This is a genomic window from Bacillus cereus group sp. MYBK14-1, from assembly GCF_051916885.1.
Taxonomy (GTDB): domain Bacteria; phylum Bacillota; class Bacilli; order Bacillales; family Bacillaceae_G; genus Bacillus_A; species Bacillus_A cereus.
On record NZ_JBQAHM010000002.1, the window covers coordinates 136,330 to 159,993 of the forward strand.

A 23,664-nucleotide genomic window follows, 5' to 3' on the forward strand; every position below is an offset into this window, starting at 1 on the left:
GTGACGTCTCATCATTACAAAGAAAAAACGCAAGCATTACACTTACGTTTTTTCAAAAATACTGTGAATTCCTCCTCATCAGGTGAGGTCTCTCACCAATTTAAATTTCACTTTATCCATTCACTTTTTCTGCCTGCCAAAAATATTCACCAAATGCTTTAGCAAGTGCATCAATTGATCGATTCAATTCTTCCTCTGTATTATCTACACCGCCAACTTCTATTAATATCGCTTGTCCTGATAGGTCTTGATTATAGATTCCATTTCCTGTCTGAAACCCTTTTTGAATGACCCCACGGCTCACTCCTGGATATTTCTTATTAATCGCCTCATGTAAAGCTGTCGCTAATTGTAAGTTTTTTTCATAGTTTTTATTTCCTTTCCCTACTACAAATGCAAGCTTTGCATATGATTTATCTCCAATTGTTTTTGTCGTTACATTCTTTCGGGCACTATCACGATGCAAATCAAAAAAGTATTGAAGATCTTTATTTCCAGCCATAGCTTGCTGCACAATTTCTCGTGACATTTTATACGAACTATTACTGTTTAAACCTTTACTTATTAACTTTTGACCAACATCACTCTTATCGTTAGTAGCTCCAATCCCTTCACCTTCTAGTTGTTCACGGAAACGATCTCCTAATATAGAAATATTCGACACAGAACTCGTTGCTTTATTCGGATTCGGGTCATTCGTTAAGTTAAGTAAAGGTAAATAAGATTCCCAGCTATGTGTATGATAAATAAACGCAACTTGTCTCTTCCCAGTCGTTTGGGACGGCTGTTTTTTCTCTTTATTCGTATCTTGTTTAGGTGCTTGTCCAGTTCCACTAGTCCGTTCCTTCACTACTTCTTCAAGAGGAACACTCGACTCTATCGGTAAGTTAGAATAATTTGTACCCTCACCCGCAATAACAATTTCTGTATCGTACTTACCAAATCCCGGGAGCTCTTTCCCGACAAAACTGCGTACATCATTAAAGCGAATATTTGTAGCCATAGAAAAGAGAAAAGAAGAAATTGAAAAATCTTGATTCAAATTTCGATACTCCTGTGTAAAATAATGATTCTCTTTTCCAAGTACATACATGTAACCATTCATCGATAACTCATTTAACCAATTATATAAATACGTTGACTTTGTCTCTTTCATAGAGGTTACCATCAGACTAATAAGAAAAAAAGTCGCTAGCACTGTAGTAATAACAAATAAAACTAACTTACGCATATTTGTAAACTTCATAAAAAAAAAGCCCCGATTCATACTATCACCTCTCTATTTCAAGTTATGTACAAGCCCTAGAGAATAGACCGTTAAAATTTCGGCTATATTGTTAATGAGGTGAAATGAATTGAAGCTATTAATAGGAATATTACCAATCGCTCTATCATTCATTTTTTATTTGTCCGCTAAGCAACCAAAAATCTCTATTGTGCTACATATTTCTGCGTACTTGGCACTATATGTACTTGGTACAATTATTTCCATTAATATATACGATGTTTTAATACAAGATTTAGTTTTCATGACGAGCATTCATGGAATTTTACTGAATCCATTTTTCCTTATTGCAGGAGCGTATATAGGAACATACACTTTGTACCTACTTTTGTCTCACATTATTATGAAAATAAAAAATGGAGCGTAATGAAATGCAACCACCATTTATCTGTCATACATGCAAAAAAAGAATTGTGAGAAAGAAAGACCTTATTACAGCCACATGGTACTTCCGCTTTTATTTATTTCACAGTGATTGTTTTAAACGACAGCAAGTGTTTATCTCACGATTTCTCCCTGTGAATACACTTTTCAATTTCTTTCTTATTATATATGGACTTATTTTTGGCAGTATTCTTATGATTACAGAACCATCTATTATTTGGCTGACTTTCTTTTTTCCTATTTTTTATCGGTTGCTTTCTTATTATTATGTTGAACGTTTTTTCTCTGCATAACGCGCAGACTGACCTCTCGGAATACTTAAACATTCCCACTCATTTTCTTTTAACATCTTCCCAATGTAAATAATCTGACCAATATGCAATGCATAATGAGAAATTTGCCTTTCAATTGCTTGCATGACAGTATGTGCTTCACCGCGAATGTATACCGTCTTCAATAAGTGTTCCGGCGTTAAAGTATTCATCGTATTAAAAACATATTTCCATCCTTCTTGCCAAGCTATAAGGGTTTCTTCTTTTGAATGATAGCATCCTTCAAATTCACCATCTCGATTACGATCTGTTTTTTCACCATCAGACGTTAAAAAATCCGTCCATCTAGAACGCATATTACCGTGCAGATGCTTAATAATAATCGCTATACTATTTGTTTCTTCATGAGAGGACCATTGTATTTGTTCATATGATAATTGAGAAAGTGCCCGTTCCCCTTGTTTCTTTGTTGCTTTAAAGTTCGAAATCGCACATTGCAAATATTCTCGTCCGATATCCATATTAGTCCCTACCTTCACCCTAGCTAATTTTTGTTCCATTTGGCAATTCCATATTAGGCTGAAGTAACACAACATCATCAGCTTCAGGAACACCACCAAGCACAAGCACTTCTGATTTGAATCCAGCTACACGCTTTGGTGGAAAGTTTACAACAGCAACGATTTGTTGACCGATTAAATCTTCTGGAATATACCTTTTCGTAATTTGAGCACTTGACTGCTTTATCCCGATTTCTCCAAAATCTATTGCTAGTTTAATCGCTGGTACTCTCGCTTCTTTAAATTCCTCTGCATGTATTACAGTTCCAATTCTCAAATCCAAATTTAAAAAATCTTCAAAATTAGCCATTTATCATTCCCCCCAATTATTACTTAGACAAAATACAAAAATCCCCTTCAAAAAAAGAAAGGTGCCTAAGCACCTTTCTTTTGTAATTCACTTGATTCATTTGATTTATAGAAGAAGAAACCAAGAATCCCGCCAATACATGATGGAATTAACCATCCGATTCCTTCGTTATATAACGGTAACATTTGTAGTACATTAGAAATCGCGTCAATTTTAATTTTCGCACTTTCTAAACCGTTAAAGAAACTAATTAACAATGCACCTAAAATAGCTCCAATATAAATTGTATTACGCTTCCCAATCCACTTATGGAAATACGAAAGTACGATTAATACAATTGCAACTGGATAAATGATCATTAACACAGGTAATGTTACTGCGATTAATTGTGTTAAACCTAGGTTAGATACAATTAAACTAAATACACATACCATTGTTACAATCGTTTTATGCGAAAGTTTTGGGAATAAGTTTGTAAAGAAACCTGCACACGCAGATGTTAACCCAACAGAAGTTGTTAAACAAGCGAGTATAATAACAAGCCCTAATAAAATTTTACCACTCGTCCCATATAGCTCATTTACAACATTCGTTAAAATAAGGCCACCGTTTTCTGAGATACCAAGTGATGTACTTGTTGAACCAAGATAAGCAAGTGATAAATAAATTAACGTTAAACCAAGTACAGCAATAATACCTGATACTACTGTTATTTTTGCAATTTGACTACTCTCTTTTATCCCTTTAGAGCGGATAACTTGTACAACGACAATTCCGAATACGAGCGCGCTAATTGCATCCATCGTTAAATATCCTTGAATAAATCCACCAAAGAAAGCATTTTCTTTGTAAGCAGCTAACGGCGCAGCTGGCTCTCCAATTGGATCAATAATTGCCTTTCCGACAATAACAGCGACAATTAATACTAATAATGGTGTAAGAAACTTTCCGAACCAATCCACTAATTTAGATGGATTTAATGATAAATACCACGTTATTCCGAAGAAAACTATCGTGAAAAGAAATAGCATGTACCACTCTGAAACCATTGCCTCTGATAAAAACGGCTTCATACCCATTTCAAACGAAACAGCTCCAGTACGAGGAATCGCGAAAAATGGTCCAATTGCTAAATAACTAATCAATGGGAAAATAAACGCAAATATAGGGTGGACTCTAGAAGATAGCGCTTTCAAGTCCCCCTCTACAAACGCGACAGCTGTTACAGCTAGTAGGGGTAATCCGACTCCCGTTACAAGGAATCCTATTGTAGCAATCCAAACATTCTCTCCTGCTTGTTGACCTAAAACTGGCGGAAAAATTAAATTTCCTGCTCCTAAAAATAATGCAAATAGCATTAAACCAATTGCTACCGTATCACCTGGCCTTAAACGTCCTTTCATGCTCTTCATTTGCATAGCACTTTTTCATTGTTTATCTCTATATTTTACAATATGCTATGCATCCTCCTCTCTGCTCAAGATGATAAAATATGCCCCTTACAAAGCAGTGTCTTTCTCCATAATTTCTCCATTCCCCTTATTTTTACTCTAATCATTAATACAATTATTATTTTGAATTTTGATTTTTTTGAATTTTTAAATCATTAGAGTGTTATTACGTGGAGTGTAGATGTCAGACCTCTTTGTTTTTATCACACATATAGTAACATATTTAGTTGCAAAATAAAAACATATTTTCAAATTGATTTTTTTGAAAATCGAAATTATCTACATTTTTTATTCTCTTACACAAATATTGTTACAATCTCACCTATTATTCGATTGTTATTTTCAAATAACTTTATACACGTAACATACAAAAGCCATCTAATATATAATTAGATGGCTTTTGTATGTTACTCTATCGTTTCAACTTCACGTGGATTTTTCATCTCTTCCACATACACAACTCTAAATCCGTGATCTTCTAAATCTTTCAATAATGTCTCTAATTCACCGTCGTTAAACTCTTCTCCTAATGTAAACATAATTCTACGAACTAATAAGGCATCATTATCAAAAGTCATCAAACTTTGAATACCAGTGTATTTCTTTAAAACTGTCGATAATTTTTGGATTGCTCCATTATAGTCTTGCGTTCCAATCATGACAGAGTATTTACTAGAGTGAACGCCCCATGCATCCTCTAATAACTCAAAAACTTTTTTATGCGTTAAAATTCCAAGGAAAACCCCTTTTTCATCAACTACTGATAAATAAGGCAATTTTTTTATTGTAAAAAATACTTTAAAGAAAGATGAATCTTCTCTCACAAATCCTTCTTTATCGTTTAATAATTGTATTACACTCTCATCAAGTGATCCTTTATATTCTAAAATATCTACTTTATATATATTCCCTAAAAATTTCTCTTTTTTTTCATCTAAAACTGGTACACAACGATACCCCGTTTTATTTAAATGCTCTAACGCTTCCCCAATCGTAATCGAACTTGAGCACAGTAAAACTTCCCTTTTCGGCACGTAATTCCCTTTAATCCTCATAAAAAGCCTCCTTATGTTAAAATACTTTCTGTGCCATAACTATATTATATTTTCTGAAAAAAATAAACGATTTATTTTATTTTTCTGAAAATTATTCATTTTCTTGTCATAATTTATTCATGAATCCTTCACTTGTATATTTTTGCTATCAAATCTTCTCTCTGAATTACTAAATGAAAAATATATTGTAACTTCTTTCAAAAAAAGCTAAAATAAGAATAAGAATTTTCTGAATATTCTAAGAGTAGGTGGTTATATGTCCTTATTACGCTCACATATATGTAAATTTATAATTGGTGTTATTGTTATTTTTGCCATAAGTCCTATTCCAGCTCTTTTTATTACACACAATTACTCTTATCAAAATGGATTTATTAGCATTTTTCAAAACTTCGCACAGCTTTCTTCTATATCAATTCCAAAGGTTGATTGGATGCATGAATCTATTTTTTTCTCAGCAAACCAAATGATACATACTTCTAATCATTCAACACCATTATTCCCTTACATATGGGAAATATATTTTATATCGATTGTTCGTTTTACTTTTACCCTTGCGATCGGATTTTTCATAAGTTTGGGTATCGGCCATTTATTTTTCAAAGCACCTAACTCGTTTAAAAAGTTTACTACTGTATTGAAATGGATACCTTACTCTTTTTGCACTGTAGTATTACAATGTTCAGTCTTATTACTACTTCTATACATCGCACAATTTATAAACCTTCCTTACTACTCATCATTTATCATCGTATGTAGTACTGCCATGATTATCGTTATGCAAGCAGTAAAAAAATGGATTCCTTTCTTAAAAAACACAAATGAATATGAAATAAAATATGATTCTTTTCTTGTGGATACATTGTTTTTGGCGCTTACTTCGAATCATAAATCAATTTTAGGTTCCATTATTCTTTCATTCGTTTTTATGGAATGCGTTTTTCATGCAAATGGACTGTTACAATTCATCGTTCAATTTGGCGGAAATTCACCTATAATTGTTACAATCGGCTTATTACTACTCTATATCCCATATAGCATACTTTCTTTCCTTCAAACACTATGGACCACAAACTACTCCAAGCAACAGTCATACACTTTAACGAGAAGTGTTCCAAAACCTTAATTTAAAATAACCCTCTATAATCTAAAAGTAGGGGGTTATTCCTTTTGTATAGCGGACAAAATAACAGCAAATTCAAAAACTATTACAGAAACATACCAATATTTACCCTTTTCCTTTGACTATTCTTTTCATTTGGATTTATTATAAAAGTATAACATAATTGCAGGAGGTGACATCTTTATTCCAGACCTTGGAATGGAGAACACGCTTGGACATATTAAATATTTTTCTCATCTTTGTACTTATTCTTATTTCTGGCTTTTTCGTTGCATCAGAATTCGCTGTTGTAAAAGTACGAAAAAGTCGAATTGACCAACTTGCAAATGAAGGTAATAAACAAGCTTTAGCTGCAAGAAGCGTCCTATCTAATTTAGATGTTTATTTATCAGCTTGTCAGCTCGGAATTACAATCACTTCTTTAGGGCTTGGTTGGCTTGGTGAACCGACTGTGGAACATATACTACGACCGCTCTTTGAAAAAATTAATATTACTGGAACAATGGCTAACACTTTATCTTTTGTTATTGCTTTTAGTGTTATTACATTTTTCCACGTTGTATTAGGTGAATTAGTTCCAAAGTCTTTCGCAATTCAAAAAGCAGAAGCAATCACACTCAAATTTGCAAGACCGCTTATTTTATTTGATAAAATTATGTATCCATTCATTTGGCTACTCAATAGTACAGCTATATTTTTCACAAAACTACTCGGATTAGAACCTGCGAAGGAAAGTGAACTTGCTCATTCTGAAGAGGAATTGCGACTCATTTTAGGTGAAAGTTTTAAAAGCGGTGAAATAAACCAAACCGAATATAAATATGTAAATAACATTTTTGAATTTGATGATCGAGTTGCGAAAGAAATTATGGTTCCTCGTACCGAAATGATTTGCTTGTCTACTGAAAATACGTTAGAAGAAAATATGGATATCGTCGCTACTGAAAAATATACACGCTATCCAATCATTGAAAAAGATAAAGATGATATCATCGGGATGATCAATACGAAAGAAGTATTCCATGATCAAACGAAAGGTATTTATAAACCACTTGAATCTTATATACATCCTGTTCTAACTGTATTTGAAACAGTTCCAATTCGTAAAACGTTAGTCCACCTTCAAAAAAATCGCGTTCAGATGGCAATCGTTATGGATGAATATGGTGGTACTGCCGGACTTTTAACGATGGAAGATATTCTTGAAGAAATCATTGGAGAAATTCAAGATGAATTCGATGCTGATGAATCACCTATGATTGAAAAGCGTACACCTAAGCTTACTGTTTTAGATGGAAAGGTGCTTATTTCTGAAGTAAATGATATGTTTGGCCTACATATTGATGATAGTGATTTAGATACAATCGGAGGATGGCTTCTCTCTCAAGCAGTTGACTTAAATATTGAAGCTGGCTATTCCATTGAATATGCTGGTTTTCAATTTAAAGTATTAGAACTTGATGGACATCAAGTCAAAAAAGTTGCTGTACATAAACTAGATATTAAAAAGGAGCTATAAAGTGACTGTTTTATTAACAATTTGTATCATTGCCTGTTTCGTTGTTTCATTTCTCGCCTTTATTTATCCAATTATCCCTGGCATACTAGCTGTCTGGGCTGGATATTTGATTTACCATTTCGGTATAAATGGAGGCGAATTAACAACTTCTTTTTGGATTATTCAAGTCATTTTCACTCTTTTCATTTTCGTTGCTGATTTTATTGCAAATGGATATTTCTTAAAAAAATACGGTAGTTCTAAATGGGGCGAACGTGTCGGAATGATTTCTATCATTGTCGGCTCGTTCTTCTTTCCACCATTCGGACTTATTATCATACCGTTCTTATCAGTATTTATAACAGAACTAGTACATAAAAAATCGCCAAAAGATGCTTTTCTAGTTGGAGTCGCTACTGTAGTTGGTTTTTTAAGCAGTACAGTAGCGAAAGCAATTCTCCAAATCATTATGATTATCATCTTCTTGTGTTATATCATCTTTTAACCATCCCGACTTCGGGATGGTTTTTTAATATGCAATACCTACTCGACTATTTTCATATATATTTTTCTTACATAGATCCCATGCAAAGTGTGCTGTATCACCCACTGTAATTTTTGATCCACCCTCTGGCAATATATCTTTTTCAGTTCGATATACCTCTGTCGCCTCACCATCTATTAAATGTGTCGGACAAACAACTGTCCAACATAAATTATTACTATTACTTAGTACCTTATATGCAGCCAAATGATCTTCCGCTGCCGTTGTCGTTTTCCTTTTTGATTCCGTTGATTGAAAACGATATAAATTTAGATCTGTTCTTGCTTGTAAAATACCAGCTGTTCCTATTGTTATGATCCTACGAACCCCATCTTCTTCCATTTTCTTTATAATTTGTGGCATACTCTTCGCTAATGTTCCATTTTGATCCGTTCCAAGTGCACTAATTACTATATCACTTCCTTTTATCGCTTTCTTTATATCATTTTCGTTCAATACATTCCCTTCTATCACTCTTAACCTTTCATGTTGTATTTCTATTCTATTTAAATCACGCGCTAATGCAGTCACTTCAGCTGAATCCTTTAATGCTAAATTAATTATGTTTGAACCTACTCGTCCTGTTGCTCCCAATATACATACTTTCATTTGTTTTCCCCCCTCTTTCATTCTCTTTCTATTTTTCAATAATCTCAGTCAATTTACAACAAAAAAACTTCCTCATATATAAGAGGAAGCTTTATTATTACTTTATTTCTTTTCTTTAGAATCAGTAGACTTCTCGGTTCCGCTTGTTTCTTTATCCTTTTTGTCCTCTTGTTGTGTTGTTGTGTCGTCTTCTTTCTTCTTGTCCTCACCTTTACTACAACCTACCATTAATAAAGAACTTGCAAGTGCCATAGCAGTTAATGATTTAACCCATTTGTTCATTTGCGTTTCCTCCTTGTGATAGAATATGTACAACCTCATATTACTCTCTATTTTTAAAGGAGAGATTGAAAAACAGTAAATATACGGTAAATTTTTGTAAATTTTCCGATAACAAAACCTAATTTTAATTTATATATTTCATTTCCAATCGATACACAATAAAACTAGTTTTTTCTCTCAATGGACGTAAAAAAACTAAGGCGCATACCATTTCGCCTTAGTTTCTCATGCAAATTTTTCATTTTCATATAGATGTGTAATCTTATATTCCTTCTTCATAACATATTGCCACACACTATAAGCGTAACGGTTCATTTTCAGGAAACAATTTTCCAAAAATGAGCGAAACTCTGGGTTAGCAACTTCCACTGCAACTTGAGCAAACTTTAAAGCTAATCGTTTCAAATGCGCAATATAACTGGTTGCAATATGAATATCCCCTGTATATTTACTAACTGTTTCCTTTCCCATTTCATGCAAATCAAACTCCATTGTTTCACAGGTTATATGCTGCACATTCTCTCCTTCTTGAAAATTTACTTGTTCATTATATGCTTGTAACATATATGGTAAATGGTGCTGTAATAGATTTTTTAATTCTTCGTCTCTGACCTTTCCAGCATACTCTCCAACCTTGTATATTAGCATATAACTATATTTCATTAATTCTTTCATACAGTCCATTAAAGCGCCTCCCTTCTCTTTTGTCCATATACTATAAATATGATGCTAAAACATTCGCTATTCTCGCTAAAAACCAATCCCATCTACTAATTTTCTCAAAATCTTCTTCAGAAAATCGTTTTGATTTATGAAAGTCTACCTGTAATCGACTCCATACTTCATCAACAACTGTTTTATCATATATGATACAGTTAGACTCACAATTTAAATAAAAACTTCTATTATCAAAATTCGCTGTCCCAATATCAACAATTTCTCCATCAATAATTGTTACTTTCCCATGAAAAAATCCATTTCGATATTGATAAATCTCCGCTCCAGCATGTAACATATCTTTCAAATATGGATAGGCAGCTTGTTTTAACAATATGGCATCACTTTTAAATGGCACGAGAATTTTCACATTAACACCACGATTTAATGCAGCTTTTAACTCTTTCACCATTTCTTTACTTGGTACAAAATATGGTGTAGCGATAATTAAAGATTTTTTAGCCTTTTTTAAAAGTGCCCCATACTTTTCCCATAAGCCTTTTCCATTTGAAAATAAATATTGATATTTCACATTCCCTAATGTAGGTATACTTTCATGTATAGGCATTTTTTCTCCTGTATCTTCTTTCCAATCTTCGGCGAACTTTCTTTCCATATCCGCTGCACCCTCACCATTGATGCGCACGTGATAATCACGCCATGGCCCAAACTTTGGATTTTGTCCAAGGTACTCCTTTCCGATATTAAAACCACCGACGTATGATACCTTTCCATCTATCGTAACAATACGTCTATGATTCCGTTGATGCAAAGAATAGAACACATTTTTCAGTTTCGGTTTTTTACTAAATGTAAACTTCACACCGTTTTCCTTTAATCGGCTAATTACCTTTTTCTTCAGCTTATATCCACCTATCCGATCGACTGACAATTTTACTTCTACTCCGCTAGATGCTTTTTTCTCTAATAACTGTAAAAACTCTTGGCTTATTTCATCTTTTCCTACAATATAAAAATGGATATATATATACTTTTCTGCATCGTTTATATCCTCAAATAATTTTCTATATAACTCTTCACCGTTCGTATATAATTGAAATTCACCTAATCGAACTTGTCCTAATTCATATTCACTAGCCATTTCCTTCCCCATTTCCACATCGATGTTCATCCAAATGAATACACCTATTAAACAAAGGATTATAGCGAAAAAGTGCTTCATGGATAAATTCCTTTCTCCACTTACTGTTATTTCTATATCTTCCCTTTTTTATTACATTATCATTCAAGAAAATATGTCATTGCATGATATATGTCCATATCAAACAATAGCTCATTTGCATATTGTATGTTGTATCTTAAAATAAAAGGAGGAAATAACAATGGGCTTCGCACATGGTAATGGATTTGCGCTATTAGTCGTATTATTTATCCTCTTAATCATCGTCGGTGCTGCTTGCTTCTGCTAAGTAGCTACTGTCATATGATATGTGGATGAAAAAACTATAAAAGCGGACACCTATTTTTAGGTGTCCGCTTTTCATTTTAAAACCATTTCCGACTGCTATAGTAACTTAAATGGCTAAATATTCATCTCAAAAGGTTAACAATGTGGCTACTTTCTTACTCTCTGCCTTACGTATATGACGCTGTTCTGCACGTAACACAGCAATACGATGTAATTCTTTCTCTTCTTCTGTTTCAGGGATAACACGCGGTACTGGAACTGGATTATTTTCCTTACTAAGTGCCACAAAAGTAACGAATGACGTTGCCGCTATACGCTTCTCACCTGAAATTAAATCTTCAGCTACTACCTTCACAAACACTTCCATCGAAGTTCTTCCCGTCCAAATTACGAAAGATTCATAACTAACACAATCTGAAGAACGAACAGGATGTAAGAAATCGACCCAGTCCATAGATGCTGTGACACATTCCTTTCTCGAATGTCTGGATGCTGAAATAGAAGCAACCATATCCATCTCCGCTAATATCTTCCCACCAAATAGCGTGTTATGATCATTTAAATCTGTTGGGAATACTCGGCTCGTTTTGAACACCCTTGACTCATTGGCTGTTTTCCCCTTTACTTCTGTCATTGTTATCACCCCTTTAATGATTTATCCCTAATATTTCAATAATCACTATACTAAATGAACTACACGTTTAATATTAACAACATTCAGAACTTTTAGTCCACAAAAAAGAACCGATTTTATCAATCGGCTCCTCTAAATACATATTGTTCTTTCGGCTGTTCAACTTTATTCCATTTTGTTACTTCTAATACAGGAATATTCGCATGAAACGGCTGATAAAACTCAGTAGTTATCTCTCCTTCTACTTGAATCCAGTCATCATTATTCCACTCTACGCCTTCTGGCTTTTTCACTAACATACCATACACACCAGAATCTGCTACGCAATGTATAATACCGAAACGGAATAAGAAGTATTGTTCTTTTTTAGAAGAATCATCCCTAAAAACAAACCCTTTAAAAGATAATTTTTTCCCAGTAAACTCGCCAGGATAATTATAAATTGTTTCCATACCCTTTAGGAAGTCTTCATCTTTCAAATTAATATTGTCTTTCGTAACAAACTCTTTCTTCCCTTTTTCCATTACACCACGGTATCCTTCTTTCCCGTAATAAATGCTCGTATCAGGTCTTAGAAATTGTCTTGTCATAAATGGATCCTTACTTTCTGCTTGTGCAACAGGAAAGTGAAATCCTTTCGCTTTAACAATATCCGAATCTAACGTCGCAATTGGGAAAAATAACCCTGAGATAATTGGAAAACAAAACAAGGAGTACGAAAATGCTTTTTTCCACCATGTATTCTCATCTTTTGAATGATCATGCCCGCAATGGCTATGGTCACAACTGCAATCATTTTTCTCTTTTTCCTTTTGGTGCTCTTTTTGGAAAACGACGATAATTTGTATAATCGTTAAGAAACCTAAAATAATTGCTGCTGTTGTTGATAAATAGGCATACTTCATATTGATATACTTCGTAATGTTACCGGAAATATGAAGCTGCGCAATTAATATTGTAAAACCTAATAATATATATGCTCGAAACATAACCTACCACCCCATCGCATAAATGAGTAGTGAGCTTGCATAAACAACAAGAGTAACTGTAACTATAACAACAATTACAAATTTAGTTTTAAATGTCGCAAGCATCATAAACATATTTTTAATATCCACCATCGGTCCGTAAACGAGGAACGCGACAAGTGAAGCTGTTGAAAACGTACTTTGGAACGAAGAAGCGATAAATGCATCTGCCTCTGAACAAAGTGATAATATATAAGCAAGTCCCATCATAACAGCTGATGAAGAAAACGGACCTTGTCCAATAGCAAGAAGTGTTGAAGTTTGTACAAACGTTTGTACCGCTGCTGCAATTAACGCACCTAGTACTAAATATTTTCCCATTGAGAAGAATTCCTCAACAGCGTGTGTACATACATCCCACATTTTTTTACGCAGTGGACGCTTATTATTCACTTCTGGGAAGTGATCATCTCTTAATTGATGTTCTTTAAACATAAAGGATAATATAATTCCAACGATAATGGCTACGATAATCGCTACAATAGAACGATACCATACCATGTGCATACTACTCCCAAAGGCAACATAAGTAGCAAATAATACAACTGGATTAATAATAGGTCCAGTTAACATAAATGCAATCCCTGCGTATGGTGGAACGCCTTTTCCAATTAATCGTCTTACAATCGGAACAATTCCACATTCACAACCTGGAAACAACATACCTAAAAAAGTAGCTAATAAAACAGACAGAAATCGGTTCTTCGGCATCCATTTTGCCACCATATCTTCTGTCACGAACATTTGAATGAATCCTGAAATAAATACACCAATGAGCACGAAAGGAAGTGCTTCGATCAATATGGAGATAAAAATTGTATTCATTTGCAGGAATGCTTTCGGTAATTGAAACAATTCCATGATGTATTTCCTCCAACTTTTCATTAACAATATGTAATTTTAACCCCATTTCATTAATTGAACAAGGTTTATATGGCATACATACCCTTTATATACATTACATTGTACAAGTTATATTCTATTCAAAATTTGAGATTTCATAGCAAAAAAGCTGCTCTAGCGTAGTTATATAACTATGCTAGAGCAGCTTTCTTATCGTTAAAAGTAACGTTTCTTCCAAAAAACAAAAGCTAACGTGAAAGATAGTGTTACACATATGATGAGTACAATTACAAAACCGTGGGCTTCCCCTTCAAACGGAACCTTTACGTTCATTCCAAAGAAACTAGAAACCATCGTCGGTAAAGATAAAATGATCGTAATTGACGTTAACAGTTTCATAACACTATTTAAATTATTTGATATAACGGAGCTAAAAGTATTCATCATTCCACTTAAAATGTGACTATATATTTCCGCCATTTCAATAGCCTGTTTATTTTCAATTAATACATCTTCTAATAAATCTTGATCGTCTTCATACATTTTTAAAAATGTACTATTACGCATTAACTTTTGAATTACAATTTTATTAGCCTTTAATGACGTTGTAAAGTATACTAAACTTTTCTCAAGGCCTAACAATGTGAAAATCTCTTTATTTTTCATTGACTGATTTAATTGATGCTCTAAATCAATTGTTTTTCGATTTATTTGCTTTAAGTATCTTAAATAATAAGTAGAAATCGTATATAAGAGCTGAAGTGCAAAGCGCGTCTTCTTAAACGTATAAAATTCTTTAATACGTTGATTAATAAAACGTTCAAAAATTGGATTCTCTTCTAAGCAGATTGTAACAAAACAATCCGGCATCACAATCATACCTATTGGAATCGTGTCATAAATCGAATTTCCTTCTTCATCATGTCTAACTGTCGGAATATCCACGATAATTAAAGTATTATTGTCTTCCTTTTCAATACGAGAGCGTTCTTCATCATCCAAAGGGTCTTTAATGAAATCTAAGTCTACATTTAAAGTTTGTACTAGATATTGAATTTCTTCTTCTGTTGGATGAAGTACATTAATCCAGCACCCCTTTTGCATTTCCTCAATCTCTTGTAGTTTTCCGTTTCGGTCTGTTAAATATATATTTAACATACTATCACCCCGATTCTTTTTACATGTAGGAATCTACCTCTCTTAAATCACAGTTTTTAAACCGCCATTCTCAGCATATGAAACATACGTTTAAATTTCAATAGAAAAATTATTTTGAAAACGTTTTTATAAGAAAAATATTATAAAGTGAAACTTTAATCAGTGGGGGGCTTCATCCTCACTAATTATTAGCCCTTACAAATCGGGCTTTTACGGGTTATCCGCCCCCAACCAAACTTCTTTTCTTTCGCTGAATTGTGCGGTGAGGGTCTCACTGCCCGTTAAAGCGGGATAAACATAGAAAAAGACAGAGTGCTCTCTGCCTTAAAAGCTTATGTTGCCTTTATAACATATTTAGAAAGCATCCACAAGTTAAACCCGACTGAAATCGTATAGCCCGCGTATGTTGAAATGATAAAACTTACATAATCGAAATACGGAAGCAATACAATATTTAAAACTATCTTCACAATAATTCCAATCACTAGTCCTAGCACCGTCTTCTGCTGTTGATTGATTCCTTGTAGCATAGCAGCCGTTACTGTAAAAAGAGAAAATAGTATGCAAGCAGGAGCATAATACTGTAAAATGATTCTCCCCATCTCTGGATCATTTCCAGCACCGAATAAAAGAGTATATACAGGTTTGGCTAACACCATCATTCCAATTGCCGCCGGTACCGTAATTGCTACTACTAATACATTTGTTCTCGTAAAATGTTTGTACAATAGCTTCGTATTTCCTGCTGTGTAAGCTTTCGTCATCTCTGGTACGAGAGACATACTAAAAGCTGTCGCAACGGATACCGGGATAAGCACAACCATTTGAACAAGACCAATTATCGCATTAATTTTTTCCGCTTCTCCTTGCATATACCCTATTTGTATAAGTAGTTTATTAATTGTAAATGTATCAATCGTCTGATACAACGGAATTGCTAAGCCCACCACAACAAAAGGAATAGAATATGTAAAGAGCTCCTTATACAATGAGAAAAAAGATTTCGTTGTTTGTGGTATACTTTCCATCTCTTTTTTCTTTAAGTGCCTTCTCCTTCTTATATAATACGCACTTAAAACAGTTAATCCACCTACAGCTCCCATAAATGCACCGAACGTTGAAATACCAACCGCTAGCGAAACAGAAGCTTTTAAAACATATAAAACGACAAAGCTTCCTATTAAAATGGTTAAAACCCGAAAAAATTGCTCTACAACTACACTTAATGCAGAAGGCCCCATCGATTGGAATCCTTGAAAGAAGCCCCTTAATAAACTCATTACTGGCACAAGTATTAACGCAAAACTTACAATTCGAATATTAGTAGTAACCGCTCCTACACTATTCCCCGTTTGATCATTCCCATCGATGACAAGCTTAGCTAAATGCGGAGCTAGCATATATAACGTAAAACACGAAATGACTCCCATTATAAACATAAACACGATTCCACTTTTCAACACTCTCTTAACCGTATGATAATCATTCAGTTGATCATATTTTGATACCATCTTTGAAACTGCAAGTGGTAATCCCATTGTTGCTATACTGAGCATGATGGTATAAGGACGATATGCATATGTGTATAGAACGTAACCACTCGTACCGACCATCGCTGTAAATGGTATAACATATATAAACCCTAACATTTTTGATATCATCGTTGCCATCGTTAAAAATATCGTTCCACGTATAAACGGTGACCCTTTCATCACATTCCTCCGCTACGCTTTATTATTACACATTATGGACAACTCCTTTTCTTTAGAACCGAAACAAACAAAAAAAGCCAATGAAAAATCATTGACTTTAACGCGCTGCTTTTTTCTTTTTGAAATACTTTAAACCAAGGTATAGAGCAATAAAAAGAACAGCTCCTATAATTATGTAATGTGTGTAATCAGATGCATACTCTTTAATTTGTCGCCAATTCCCACCAAGTTTTTCACCTAAGTATATAAATAGAATTGACCATGGAATGATCGCTACAACCGTATAAAGTGTAAATAGTTTTAATGGCATCTTAGCTAGTCCTGCTGGAATAGAGATCGCATGACGTACTACTGGGATAAAGCGCGCAGAAAATATTACGCCTGCTCCATAACGCTTAAACCAACCTTCCGCTATGTCTAAATGATGTTTATTAATAAGTAGATATTTCCCATATTTCTCTACAACCGGACGCCCTCCGTAGTATCCAAGCCAGTATAAAAAGATTTGCGCTAAAGTACCACCAATCGTTCCGGCGATAACTGCACCCACAAAACTAATTTTACCATTCGCTACTAAAAAGCCAGCATACGAAAGTACAATTTCACTCGGGATTACTTCAATCATTAAAGCAAGAGCTACTCCAAAGTAACCTAAGCTTGCAAAAAATTGCAATAACTGATCTATTATGTTTGCTAACATGTTCTTTTTTATCTCCTTTTTTCTTCACATACCATCCCATTATTACATAAAGGCTGCAATCTGCCAATATCTTCATTTTAACAATATGTACAATTCAAGCAGGATTAATCTATTAATTTCTCTTTCTGCGGGTCTTTCATGTAGGCAAACATCTCTTTAATTTGGTCTTCTGTATTTCTAGCAATTGATAAATTAGGCAATTCATTTTCACCAAAAAACTCCACCTCTTCTGTTTCAATACTAGTTTTCTTTTCTCCACCAATAATCTCGCATCCAATGAAAATCTTATATACATGCGTCGCCGATGGAGATGGTTGATGTTTTTCTTTATCAAATATAGCTAGTAACTTAAAATGATCTACCTCATAACCAGTCTCTTCGAAAACTTCTTTTGCTGCAACTTCGGTTGGCGTATAACCGACATCAGCCCATCCACCTGGCAATGCCCATTTCCCATCGCTTTTTTCTTTCACAAATAATAACTTTTCATTTTGAAAAACAACCGCTCTTATATCAACTTTAGGTGTTTGATAGCCTGTCTCACTTGCAAATAATTTCTCTACGACTTCCCAATCTGTTTTCGTGTAATGTGACATCATTGAAATAGAAATATCTCGTAATTGCTGGAAACGCTCAATATCATACACATCCTTAGAATACGTTAAACCCGCTTGAGCTATAGATTGTATTTGTTTTACCCAATCAATCCATTTAATCGTCATATATCCGCATCCCCATTCTCTATCAAATATATTACTTCATTTTTATTGATACATCTTTATTATACAAAAAAAAGAGATTGATAACGTTTCAATCTCTTTCAAAATTAATCCAATTCATGTAAGTGGTCTTGTATATACTTTCTTCTTTTATTTATATATTCATAAATCATATCAGCCTCTTGATCAAATGTTTCTAATTTTTCTTTCATGTATGGATCTTGTAGTAAATATGGGCGAATCAATTCACACAACCCTTCTACTTTCGGCCTCATAAACGAAACTGTGAATTGATTTTCTAATATTTCTTCCAAAATACTTCGATACTGCTTTCTAAATACAGGTATGTCTAGCAATCTTGCACTTAACGTATTATACCCTTGAATGCGAATATATTCATGATTAAGTGGTCTCCCTTGTACATCTCGCCCCCAAGTCGCATCATAATCCCACGGTATAACTTCAAATAAATTTGTTTCATCGTTATGATATAGTGCATAGTTATGAACGAAACCATCAAAGTTTTGCGTAAAAATAACTCCTGCTAACCATCGTAAATATTTATCTACATGTAGAAACTTCCCAATTTCTTTTTCATAGGCTTCCCTCGTCAAAGTATTCGCTTGAAATACAAATTCACTCAGTTGTTCTTCACTATTTTTATTCGAATATTTAAATTCATAACCCGCAAAGAGCTCTTTCTTAACATCTTTATCTCGTTCACTCATTAATGAAAAATTCGCATCATCATCTATCGCATAATAAATAGAACCACTCGGTAATCCTCTATTTTTCAAAAAATTTTCATCAACCGATTCTAACTGTAAATACACACCTTGAATTTGACCATTAATTTTTATAAATACATGTTGTGATTTTGGCGAAAGTACACCAATATCATGAAAAAAATCTAAAGATAATTTATTTCGTATGAGAGACGGATCCATAAACTCCGAATTCAAATGAAACTCTTTCGCACCTTGAAATTTTTTAGGCTTATAAAACATAACATGATAAGACTTTTTCTCAAATTCGCGAATATGAGCTCCTCGGTATACGATATCAATATCATACTTCTTTTTTCCATAAGTTAATTTTGCTGGCACTGGACTATCTGACCAAATGTCCTTTTTCAATTCCACTAAGTACATTGGATGAACAAAAAAATCATATGAAGGCAGCATGTTTTCTCATCCCTTCTCAGTTCTCTTCCTTCAATGTATGCGCCTTTTCTTGTCCATACATCCGCAATCATCTATTTATATAAAATTACACTCTTGTCCTGTTCAGAAAGATGCCTACATACATATCATGTTAAGGAAAAAGAATACCTTTTCACTTTAATACATGATAAGGAGGATTTCTATGAAACGTGATATTAGAAAAGCTGTCGAAGAAATCAAAAGTGCTGGGATGGAGGATTTCTTACACCAAGATCCAAGTACTTTTGAATGCGATGATGATAAATTCACTCATCATCATTGTACAACTGGATGTAAATGTACAACTGGGGGTAAATGTCCAAGAACAAGATGTACTCGCGTGAAACATTGTACGTTCGTTACAAAATGTACGCACGTAAAAAAATGGACATTTGTTACGAAATGTACACGTGTACGTGTTCAAAAATGGACGTTCGTTACGAAAGTAACGCGTAGAAAAGAATGCGTATTAGTTACAAAACGTACTCGCAGAAAACATTGTACATTCATTACAAAATGCATACGCTTTGAAAAGAAATTTTTCTGGACAAAACGAAGTTTCTGTAAAAAATGCGAATTCTTCCCTAACAGACACGGTCACTCTTGCGATGATTCATGTGATCATGGTAAAGACTGTCACGATAGCGGACACAAATGGAATGATTGCAAAGGCGGACATAAATTCCCATCTTGCAAAAATAAGAAATTCGATCACTTCTGGTATAAAAAACGTAACTGCTAGTTTTTATACCACCCAAAAAAGGCCGTTTTGCGGCCTTTTTTACATTTATTGAAAGTGACTTATATCTGCAAATTGTTTCACTTTACCAATACCCTCTTCAAATTCTATTATGCTCAAACTGGCACTATGCATAAATGGATCATCCCACACATTTTCTATTTCAATTCCCGCGAAATGCCCTACAAGTAATTTTGCTGCTGCCGCATGAGAAACAATCAATATGTTTTGTCCTTTATGCTTCTCTAAAAGAAGCTGCATCCCTTCAATTACTCTTTCATAAACGGCCTCAAAATTTTCGCCTGATGTTGACTGAAAAAGATGTGGCTCATTCCAAAACAGATGTACTTCTTCTGGAAATTGCTTTTCTATATCCGCGATTGTTTGTCCTTCCCATATACCCATGTTGATTTCATAGAAATGCTCATCCGCTATAATGGGTATATCACGTTCCCCCTTTATTAACTCTGCCGTATGAAGTGTTCTTTCGCTCGGACTACTATAGATCGCATGGATTGGTAAATCTTTCATTCGATTCCCTAATTGTTTCGCCTGAACTATACCATTTTCAGTTAAAGCAGAATTTTTCCGTCCCTGCATTCGCTTCGCTACATTCCACTCTGTTTCACCATGCCTTGTTACATATATAGTTGTTTTCATTTCTTACTCCCCCTCACCATGTTGGTCGTAATTCCCACGGTTCAACTCTCCCTACAATCCACTCCGCTCGTTTACTTTCAATCCCTTTTATAACTCCATCAGCTATCTCTTCATGAGTAAGCCATCTTCCATATGTATCTTCTAAAATAAAACCTAAAATAATTCTATGATAAATACATCGCGTACTCCCTATTTTTTGTGCAGGCATACGTGATGCTTTACTACCTAAAATATGAAATAAACTATATGTTTTAGACGACAAATCTAGTTCTTTACAAATATTTGATAGTGCATGCTTTGCACTTGTGTGTACCCATGCAACAACTAATGTGATTGGGCCATTTTTCTTAATTGTACTTTTAATAGCTAGCTTTACATCTTCATCATTATGATAATCTAACGAAAGGCATGTAATATTTTCTGGTGCAGAACTCATTCGCTTAACATTTTCTAATTTCACTTCATCTCGCCCGATAATAGAAACATAAAATCCTTTCTCACAAAGCCACATAGAAACTTTCTTTAGCATTCCTGTTCCACCAATTACAAGTGCATGCAAATGCTATCCCTCCCTAATAAAATGTCATATGAGGTTTCTCATCTCTATAATAATTTAAACGGTCTTGCAGTGTCCCTGAGTGAAACTCAAATTTATGACCGTCAGGATCAACAAAGTATATAGATTCGCAATCTCTTACATCACGTTCTCTTCCTTGTAAAATATGAACATCATTTTCTTCTAATCGCTGTATTAGACATTTAAAGTCTTCTTGTTCAACAGAAAATGCAATGTGCGTATAAGATTGATGAATCTCATTTCTCGGAATATGCGTCTCTTCATTAAGCGCTATCCATACTCCACATATGTTAAAATAAGCCAATTTTCTTCCTTTAACTAATAATTCTCCTTCTAATACTTTTTCATAAAACATAATAGAGTTTTCTAAATTAGATACCGAAAAACAAATATGATTGATTCCCCTTAACAACTATAATTCCTCCTTATACAAATAAAAGATGAGCGAAAATTCACTCACCTTTCATTATACTATTTTTTTGTAATATATGCCCATTTATAACTGAAGTCCCCGCCAAACGTATGGTTAGCAATGCCTTTTACAAACGGCTTCTCTAAATAAGCTGTACTTTGTTGGTACGTAGGAGAAATTGCTGCGTCTTGACCAATTAAGATTTTTTCAGCTTCCGCAAGTGCATTCCAGCGTGCTTTATCATCTTTTAATAGCTCTCCTTTTGATTTCGCTACTAAATCATCATACTTCGGATTAGAATAATCCATTTCATTAAATGAGCTTCCAGTAACAAACATATCAATATAAGTCATTGGATCCGGATAATCAGGGCTCCATGCAGATAATGAGAATTCGTATTGGAATTTCTTTTCTAAATCTAGCTTTTGCTTGTATGGTTGCTGTTTCAAATTTACTTTAATACCAGGCAAGTTTTTCTCTAGTTCTTCCTTAATAAAGTCGCCTACTTTTTTACGGCTACCGTTATCATCGTTTAGTAATTCAACCGTAATTGTATCTTGACCAAGCTCTTTCTTCGCTTCTTCCCATAATTTTTTTGCTTTCTCTGCATTATCTTTACTATCACGGAAGTTTTTATTTACAGAGCGGAAATCTTTTCCATCCGGACCTGTCGTGAATTTTTCAGGTACTAAGAAATATGCTGGCAATGAACCGTCATTTAAAATGACATCAGCAATTCCTTTTTTATCGTATGCTAAATCAATCGCTTCACGTACTTTTTGGTTTTTAAATGTTGCATTTTTTTGGTTAAAACGCAAGAAATATATGCGTGGATCTAACTTCGTTTTAAATTCATCTGGCTTATTCTTTTTATATTTATCAACAAATTCAGAAGTTAAAATAACTCGATCTGCTTGATCACTATCATATAAATTTACTCCCGTGCTTGTTTCCTTCACAATACTTACATTAATTTCGTCTAATTTTACAGTATCTTTATCCCAATAATTAGGATTTTTCTTCAACTGATAATTTTGTTCATGTTTCCATTGACTCATTGTAAATGGTCCATTATATACTAATTTATCTGCTTCTAATCCGTATTTATCTCCTTGCTCTTTCACATATTTTTCATTTAATGGGAAAAATGTAGGGAACGACGTAAGCTCAAGAAAATAAGGTGCTGGTTGCTCTAATTCTACTACCAACGTTTTATCATCCTTCGCTTTAACACCCAATTGATCTGCTGGTAATTCACCTTTATTTACTTTCTGTGCATTTTTCACATCAAATAAAATGAATGCATATTCTGCCGCTAATGCTTTATCTAATGTACGTTGCCATGCATATACAAAATCTTGTGCTCGAACTGGATCACCATTTGACCATTTCGCATCACGTAATTCAAATGTATATGTCTTTTTATCTTCACTAATCTTCACATCTTTTGCCATACCTGGTGTTGGTTTATTATCTTTATCTAGACGATATAAACCTTCCATTGCATTTACAAATACACGGAAAGATACAGAATCTGTTGATTTAGATGTATCCATTGAAGGAATTTCAGCTGTTTCTAGCAAATTTAAAACTTGTTTATCGGCCATTCCCTTATTCGATTCTTTCTTCGTTGTCGAAGCCTTCTCACCATTCCCACATCCTGCAACCAATACACTCGTCGTTAACGCAAGTGCAGCAATTGTTGTTGTCTTTCTCTTCATTCTTCCTTCCCCCAATCTATATGTATAAGTTAAATCCTAT

At 34.0% G+C, this 23,664-nt stretch carries 28 protein-coding genes; 7 read left to right on the forward strand and 21 right to left on the reverse strand.

The annotated features are described in order from the left end of the window. Nucleotides 1-112: 112 nt before the first annotated feature. Nucleotides 113-1,267, reverse strand: a complete 1,155-nt coding sequence (gene spoIIP, locus ACTFR3_RS06695) for a stage II sporulation protein P (RefSeq protein WP_001079278.1) — start codon at nt 1,265-1,267, stop codon at nt 113-115. A gap of 88 nt (nt 1,268-1,355) precedes the next feature. On the opposite strand from spoIIP, the gene ACTFR3_RS06700 reads away from it, so the two are divergent. After that, on the forward strand, nt 1,356-1,652 hold the full coding sequence (locus ACTFR3_RS06700; protein WP_000770738.1) for a hypothetical protein: 297 nt from the start codon (nt 1,356-1,358) through the stop codon (nt 1,650-1,652). Nucleotides 1,653-1,656: 4 nt separating this feature from the next. Then, nucleotides 1,657-1,962: a permease gene (locus ACTFR3_RS06705; protein ID WP_440044300.1), complete on the forward strand. Its 306-nt coding sequence runs from the start codon at nt 1,657-1,659 to the stop codon at nt 1,960-1,962. Here ACTFR3_RS06705 and ACTFR3_RS06710 read toward each other — a convergent pair. From ACTFR3_RS06710 to cbpA, 4 genes are all read right to left on the reverse strand, one after another. Next, nucleotides 1,935-2,501: a DUF1572 domain-containing protein gene (locus ACTFR3_RS06710; RefSeq protein ID WP_440044301.1), complete on the reverse strand. Its 567-nt coding sequence runs from the start codon at nt 2,499-2,501 to the stop codon at nt 1,935-1,937. The genes ACTFR3_RS06705 and ACTFR3_RS06710 overlap by 28 nt on opposite strands. Further along, nucleotides 2,482-2,811 (reverse strand): chaperone CsaA, encoded by a 330-nt coding sequence (gene csaA / locus ACTFR3_RS06715; protein WP_001263013.1) that lies wholly within the window; start codon nt 2,809-2,811, stop codon nt 2,482-2,484. Before csaA ends, ACTFR3_RS06710 begins: the two co-directional genes overlap by 20 nt. 65 nt (nt 2,812-2,876) lie before the next feature. Continuing rightward, a complete protein-coding gene (gene brnQ4 / locus ACTFR3_RS06720) occupies nt 2,877-4,214 on the reverse strand; it encodes a branched-chain amino acid transport system II carrier protein BrnQ4 (protein ID WP_011110049.1) in 1,338 nt (445 codons plus the stop codon). Between the two features lie 455 nt (nt 4,215-4,669). After that, on the reverse strand, nt 4,670-5,317 hold the full coding sequence (cbpA, locus tag ACTFR3_RS06725; protein WP_001220526.1) for a cyclic di-AMP binding protein CbpA: 648 nt from the start codon (nt 5,315-5,317) through the stop codon (nt 4,670-4,672). A 256-nt stretch (nt 5,318-5,573) separates the two neighbouring features. Here cbpA and ACTFR3_RS06730 point away from each other — a divergent pair, with 256 nt between their 5' ends. From ACTFR3_RS06730 to ACTFR3_RS06740, 3 genes are all read left to right on the forward strand, one after another. Continuing rightward, a complete protein-coding gene (locus tag ACTFR3_RS06730; protein ID WP_440044302.1) occupies nt 5,574-6,443 on the forward strand; it encodes a hypothetical protein in 870 nt (289 codons plus the stop codon). A gap of 208 nt (nt 6,444-6,651) precedes the next feature. Further along, nucleotides 6,652-7,959: a hemolysin family protein gene (locus tag ACTFR3_RS06735; RefSeq protein WP_000353738.1), complete on the forward strand. Its 1,308-nt coding sequence runs from the start codon at nt 6,652-6,654 to the stop codon at nt 7,957-7,959. Nucleotide 7,960: 1 nt separating this feature from the next. Next, the gene (locus tag ACTFR3_RS06740) at nt 7,961-8,443 is read left to right on the forward strand and encodes a DUF456 domain-containing protein (RefSeq protein WP_000217339.1); all 483 of its coding nucleotides are present in this window, start codon (nt 7,961-7,963) and stop codon (nt 8,441-8,443) included. A 24-nt stretch (nt 8,444-8,467) separates the two neighbouring features. On the opposite strand, the gene ACTFR3_RS06745 is transcribed toward ACTFR3_RS06740, so the two are convergent. The 4 genes from ACTFR3_RS06745 to cls all read right to left on the reverse strand — a co-directional run bounded on the left by ACTFR3_RS06745 (nt 8,468) and on the right by cls (nt 11,273). After that, a complete protein-coding gene (locus ACTFR3_RS06745; RefSeq protein WP_440044303.1) occupies nt 8,468-9,091 on the reverse strand; it encodes an NAD(P)-dependent oxidoreductase in 624 nt (207 codons plus the stop codon). A 102-nt stretch (nt 9,092-9,193) separates the two neighbouring features. Then, on the reverse strand, nt 9,194-9,373 hold the full coding sequence (locus tag ACTFR3_RS06750; protein WP_001045960.1) for a hypothetical protein: 180 nt from the start codon (nt 9,371-9,373) through the stop codon (nt 9,194-9,196). A gap of 225 nt (nt 9,374-9,598) precedes the next feature. Continuing rightward, nucleotides 9,599-10,057, reverse strand: coding sequence for a spore coat protein (locus ACTFR3_RS06755; RefSeq protein ID WP_000340527.1), 459 nt, complete (start codon nt 10,055-10,057; stop codon nt 9,599-9,601). Between the two features lie 31 nt (nt 10,058-10,088). Next, the gene (cls, locus tag ACTFR3_RS06760; RefSeq protein WP_440044304.1) at nt 10,089-11,273 is read right to left on the reverse strand and encodes a cardiolipin synthase; all 1,185 of its coding nucleotides are present in this window, start codon (nt 11,271-11,273) and stop codon (nt 10,089-10,091) included. Between the two features lie 160 nt (nt 11,274-11,433). On the opposite strand from cls, the gene ACTFR3_RS06765 reads away from it, so the two are divergent. After that, on the forward strand, nt 11,434-11,520 hold the full coding sequence (locus tag ACTFR3_RS06765) for a YjcZ family sporulation protein (protein ID WP_000505094.1): 87 nt from the start codon (nt 11,434-11,436) through the stop codon (nt 11,518-11,520). A 126-nt stretch (nt 11,521-11,646) separates the two neighbouring features. On the opposite strand, the gene ACTFR3_RS06770 is transcribed toward ACTFR3_RS06765, so the two are convergent. From ACTFR3_RS06770 to cotH, 8 genes are all read right to left on the reverse strand, one after another. Continuing rightward, nucleotides 11,647-12,153 (reverse strand): acyl-CoA thioesterase, encoded by a 507-nt coding sequence (locus ACTFR3_RS06770; protein WP_000141164.1) that lies wholly within the window; start codon nt 12,151-12,153, stop codon nt 11,647-11,649. Nucleotides 12,154-12,272: 119 nt separating this feature from the next. Then, nucleotides 12,273-13,142: a TIGR03943 family putative permease subunit gene (locus ACTFR3_RS06775; RefSeq protein WP_000488043.1), complete on the reverse strand. Its 870-nt coding sequence runs from the start codon at nt 13,140-13,142 to the stop codon at nt 12,273-12,275. Nucleotides 13,143-13,145: 3 nt separating this feature from the next. Then, complete coding sequence (locus tag ACTFR3_RS06780) at nt 13,146-14,042, reverse strand: permease (protein ID WP_000418716.1); 897 nt, start codon at nt 14,040-14,042, stop codon at nt 13,146-13,148. 198 nt (nt 14,043-14,240) lie between these two features. Next, nucleotides 14,241-15,182, reverse strand: coding sequence for a magnesium transporter CorA family protein (locus ACTFR3_RS06785; protein ID WP_000932389.1), 942 nt, complete (start codon nt 15,180-15,182; stop codon nt 14,241-14,243). 332 nt (nt 15,183-15,514) lie between these two features. After that, a complete protein-coding gene (locus tag ACTFR3_RS06790) occupies nt 15,515-16,894 on the reverse strand; it encodes a putative polysaccharide biosynthesis protein (protein ID WP_000678845.1) in 1,380 nt (459 codons plus the stop codon). A 97-nt stretch (nt 16,895-16,991) separates the two neighbouring features. Next, a complete protein-coding gene (locus ACTFR3_RS06795) occupies nt 16,992-17,594 on the reverse strand; it encodes a DedA family protein (protein ID WP_440044305.1) in 603 nt (200 codons plus the stop codon). A 104-nt stretch (nt 17,595-17,698) separates the two neighbouring features. Next, complete coding sequence (locus ACTFR3_RS06800) at nt 17,699-18,316, reverse strand: NUDIX hydrolase N-terminal domain-containing protein (RefSeq protein WP_000153584.1); 618 nt, start codon at nt 18,314-18,316, stop codon at nt 17,699-17,701. 104 nt (nt 18,317-18,420) lie between these two features. After that, the gene (gene cotH / locus ACTFR3_RS06805; protein WP_017656823.1) at nt 18,421-19,497 is read right to left on the reverse strand and encodes a spore coat protein CotH; all 1,077 of its coding nucleotides are present in this window, start codon (nt 19,495-19,497) and stop codon (nt 18,421-18,423) included. A gap of 181 nt (nt 19,498-19,678) precedes the next feature. On the opposite strand from cotH, the gene exsB reads away from it, so the two are divergent. Beyond that, a complete protein-coding gene (gene exsB / locus ACTFR3_RS06810) occupies nt 19,679-20,257 on the forward strand; it encodes an exosporium protein ExsB (protein ID WP_000817498.1) in 579 nt (192 codons plus the stop codon). A 45-nt stretch (nt 20,258-20,302) separates the two neighbouring features. Here exsB and ACTFR3_RS06815 read toward each other — a convergent pair whose 3' ends face one another. Genes ACTFR3_RS06815 through ACTFR3_RS06830 form a run of 4 tightly spaced genes read right to left on the reverse strand, consistent with a single transcriptional unit; the run spans nt 20,303 to nt 23,624 of the window. Then, on the reverse strand, nt 20,303-20,914 hold the full coding sequence (locus ACTFR3_RS06815; RefSeq protein WP_000858827.1) for a phosphoserine phosphatase 1: 612 nt from the start codon (nt 20,912-20,914) through the stop codon (nt 20,303-20,305). A gap of 13 nt (nt 20,915-20,927) precedes the next feature. Next, the gene (locus ACTFR3_RS06820) at nt 20,928-21,473 is read right to left on the reverse strand and encodes a short-chain dehydrogenase (RefSeq protein WP_000543118.1); all 546 of its coding nucleotides are present in this window, start codon (nt 21,471-21,473) and stop codon (nt 20,928-20,930) included. Nucleotides 21,474-21,486: 13 nt separating this feature from the next. Then, on the reverse strand, nt 21,487-21,903 hold the full coding sequence (gene fosB / locus ACTFR3_RS06825) for a FosBx1 family fosfomycin resistance bacillithiol transferase (protein WP_000943769.1): 417 nt from the start codon (nt 21,901-21,903) through the stop codon (nt 21,487-21,489). A gap of 59 nt (nt 21,904-21,962) precedes the next feature. Beyond that, nucleotides 21,963-23,624, reverse strand: coding sequence for a peptide ABC transporter substrate-binding protein (locus tag ACTFR3_RS06830; RefSeq protein WP_000824278.1), 1,662 nt, complete (start codon nt 23,622-23,624; stop codon nt 21,963-21,965). Between the last annotated feature and the right edge of the window lie 40 nt (nt 23,625-23,664).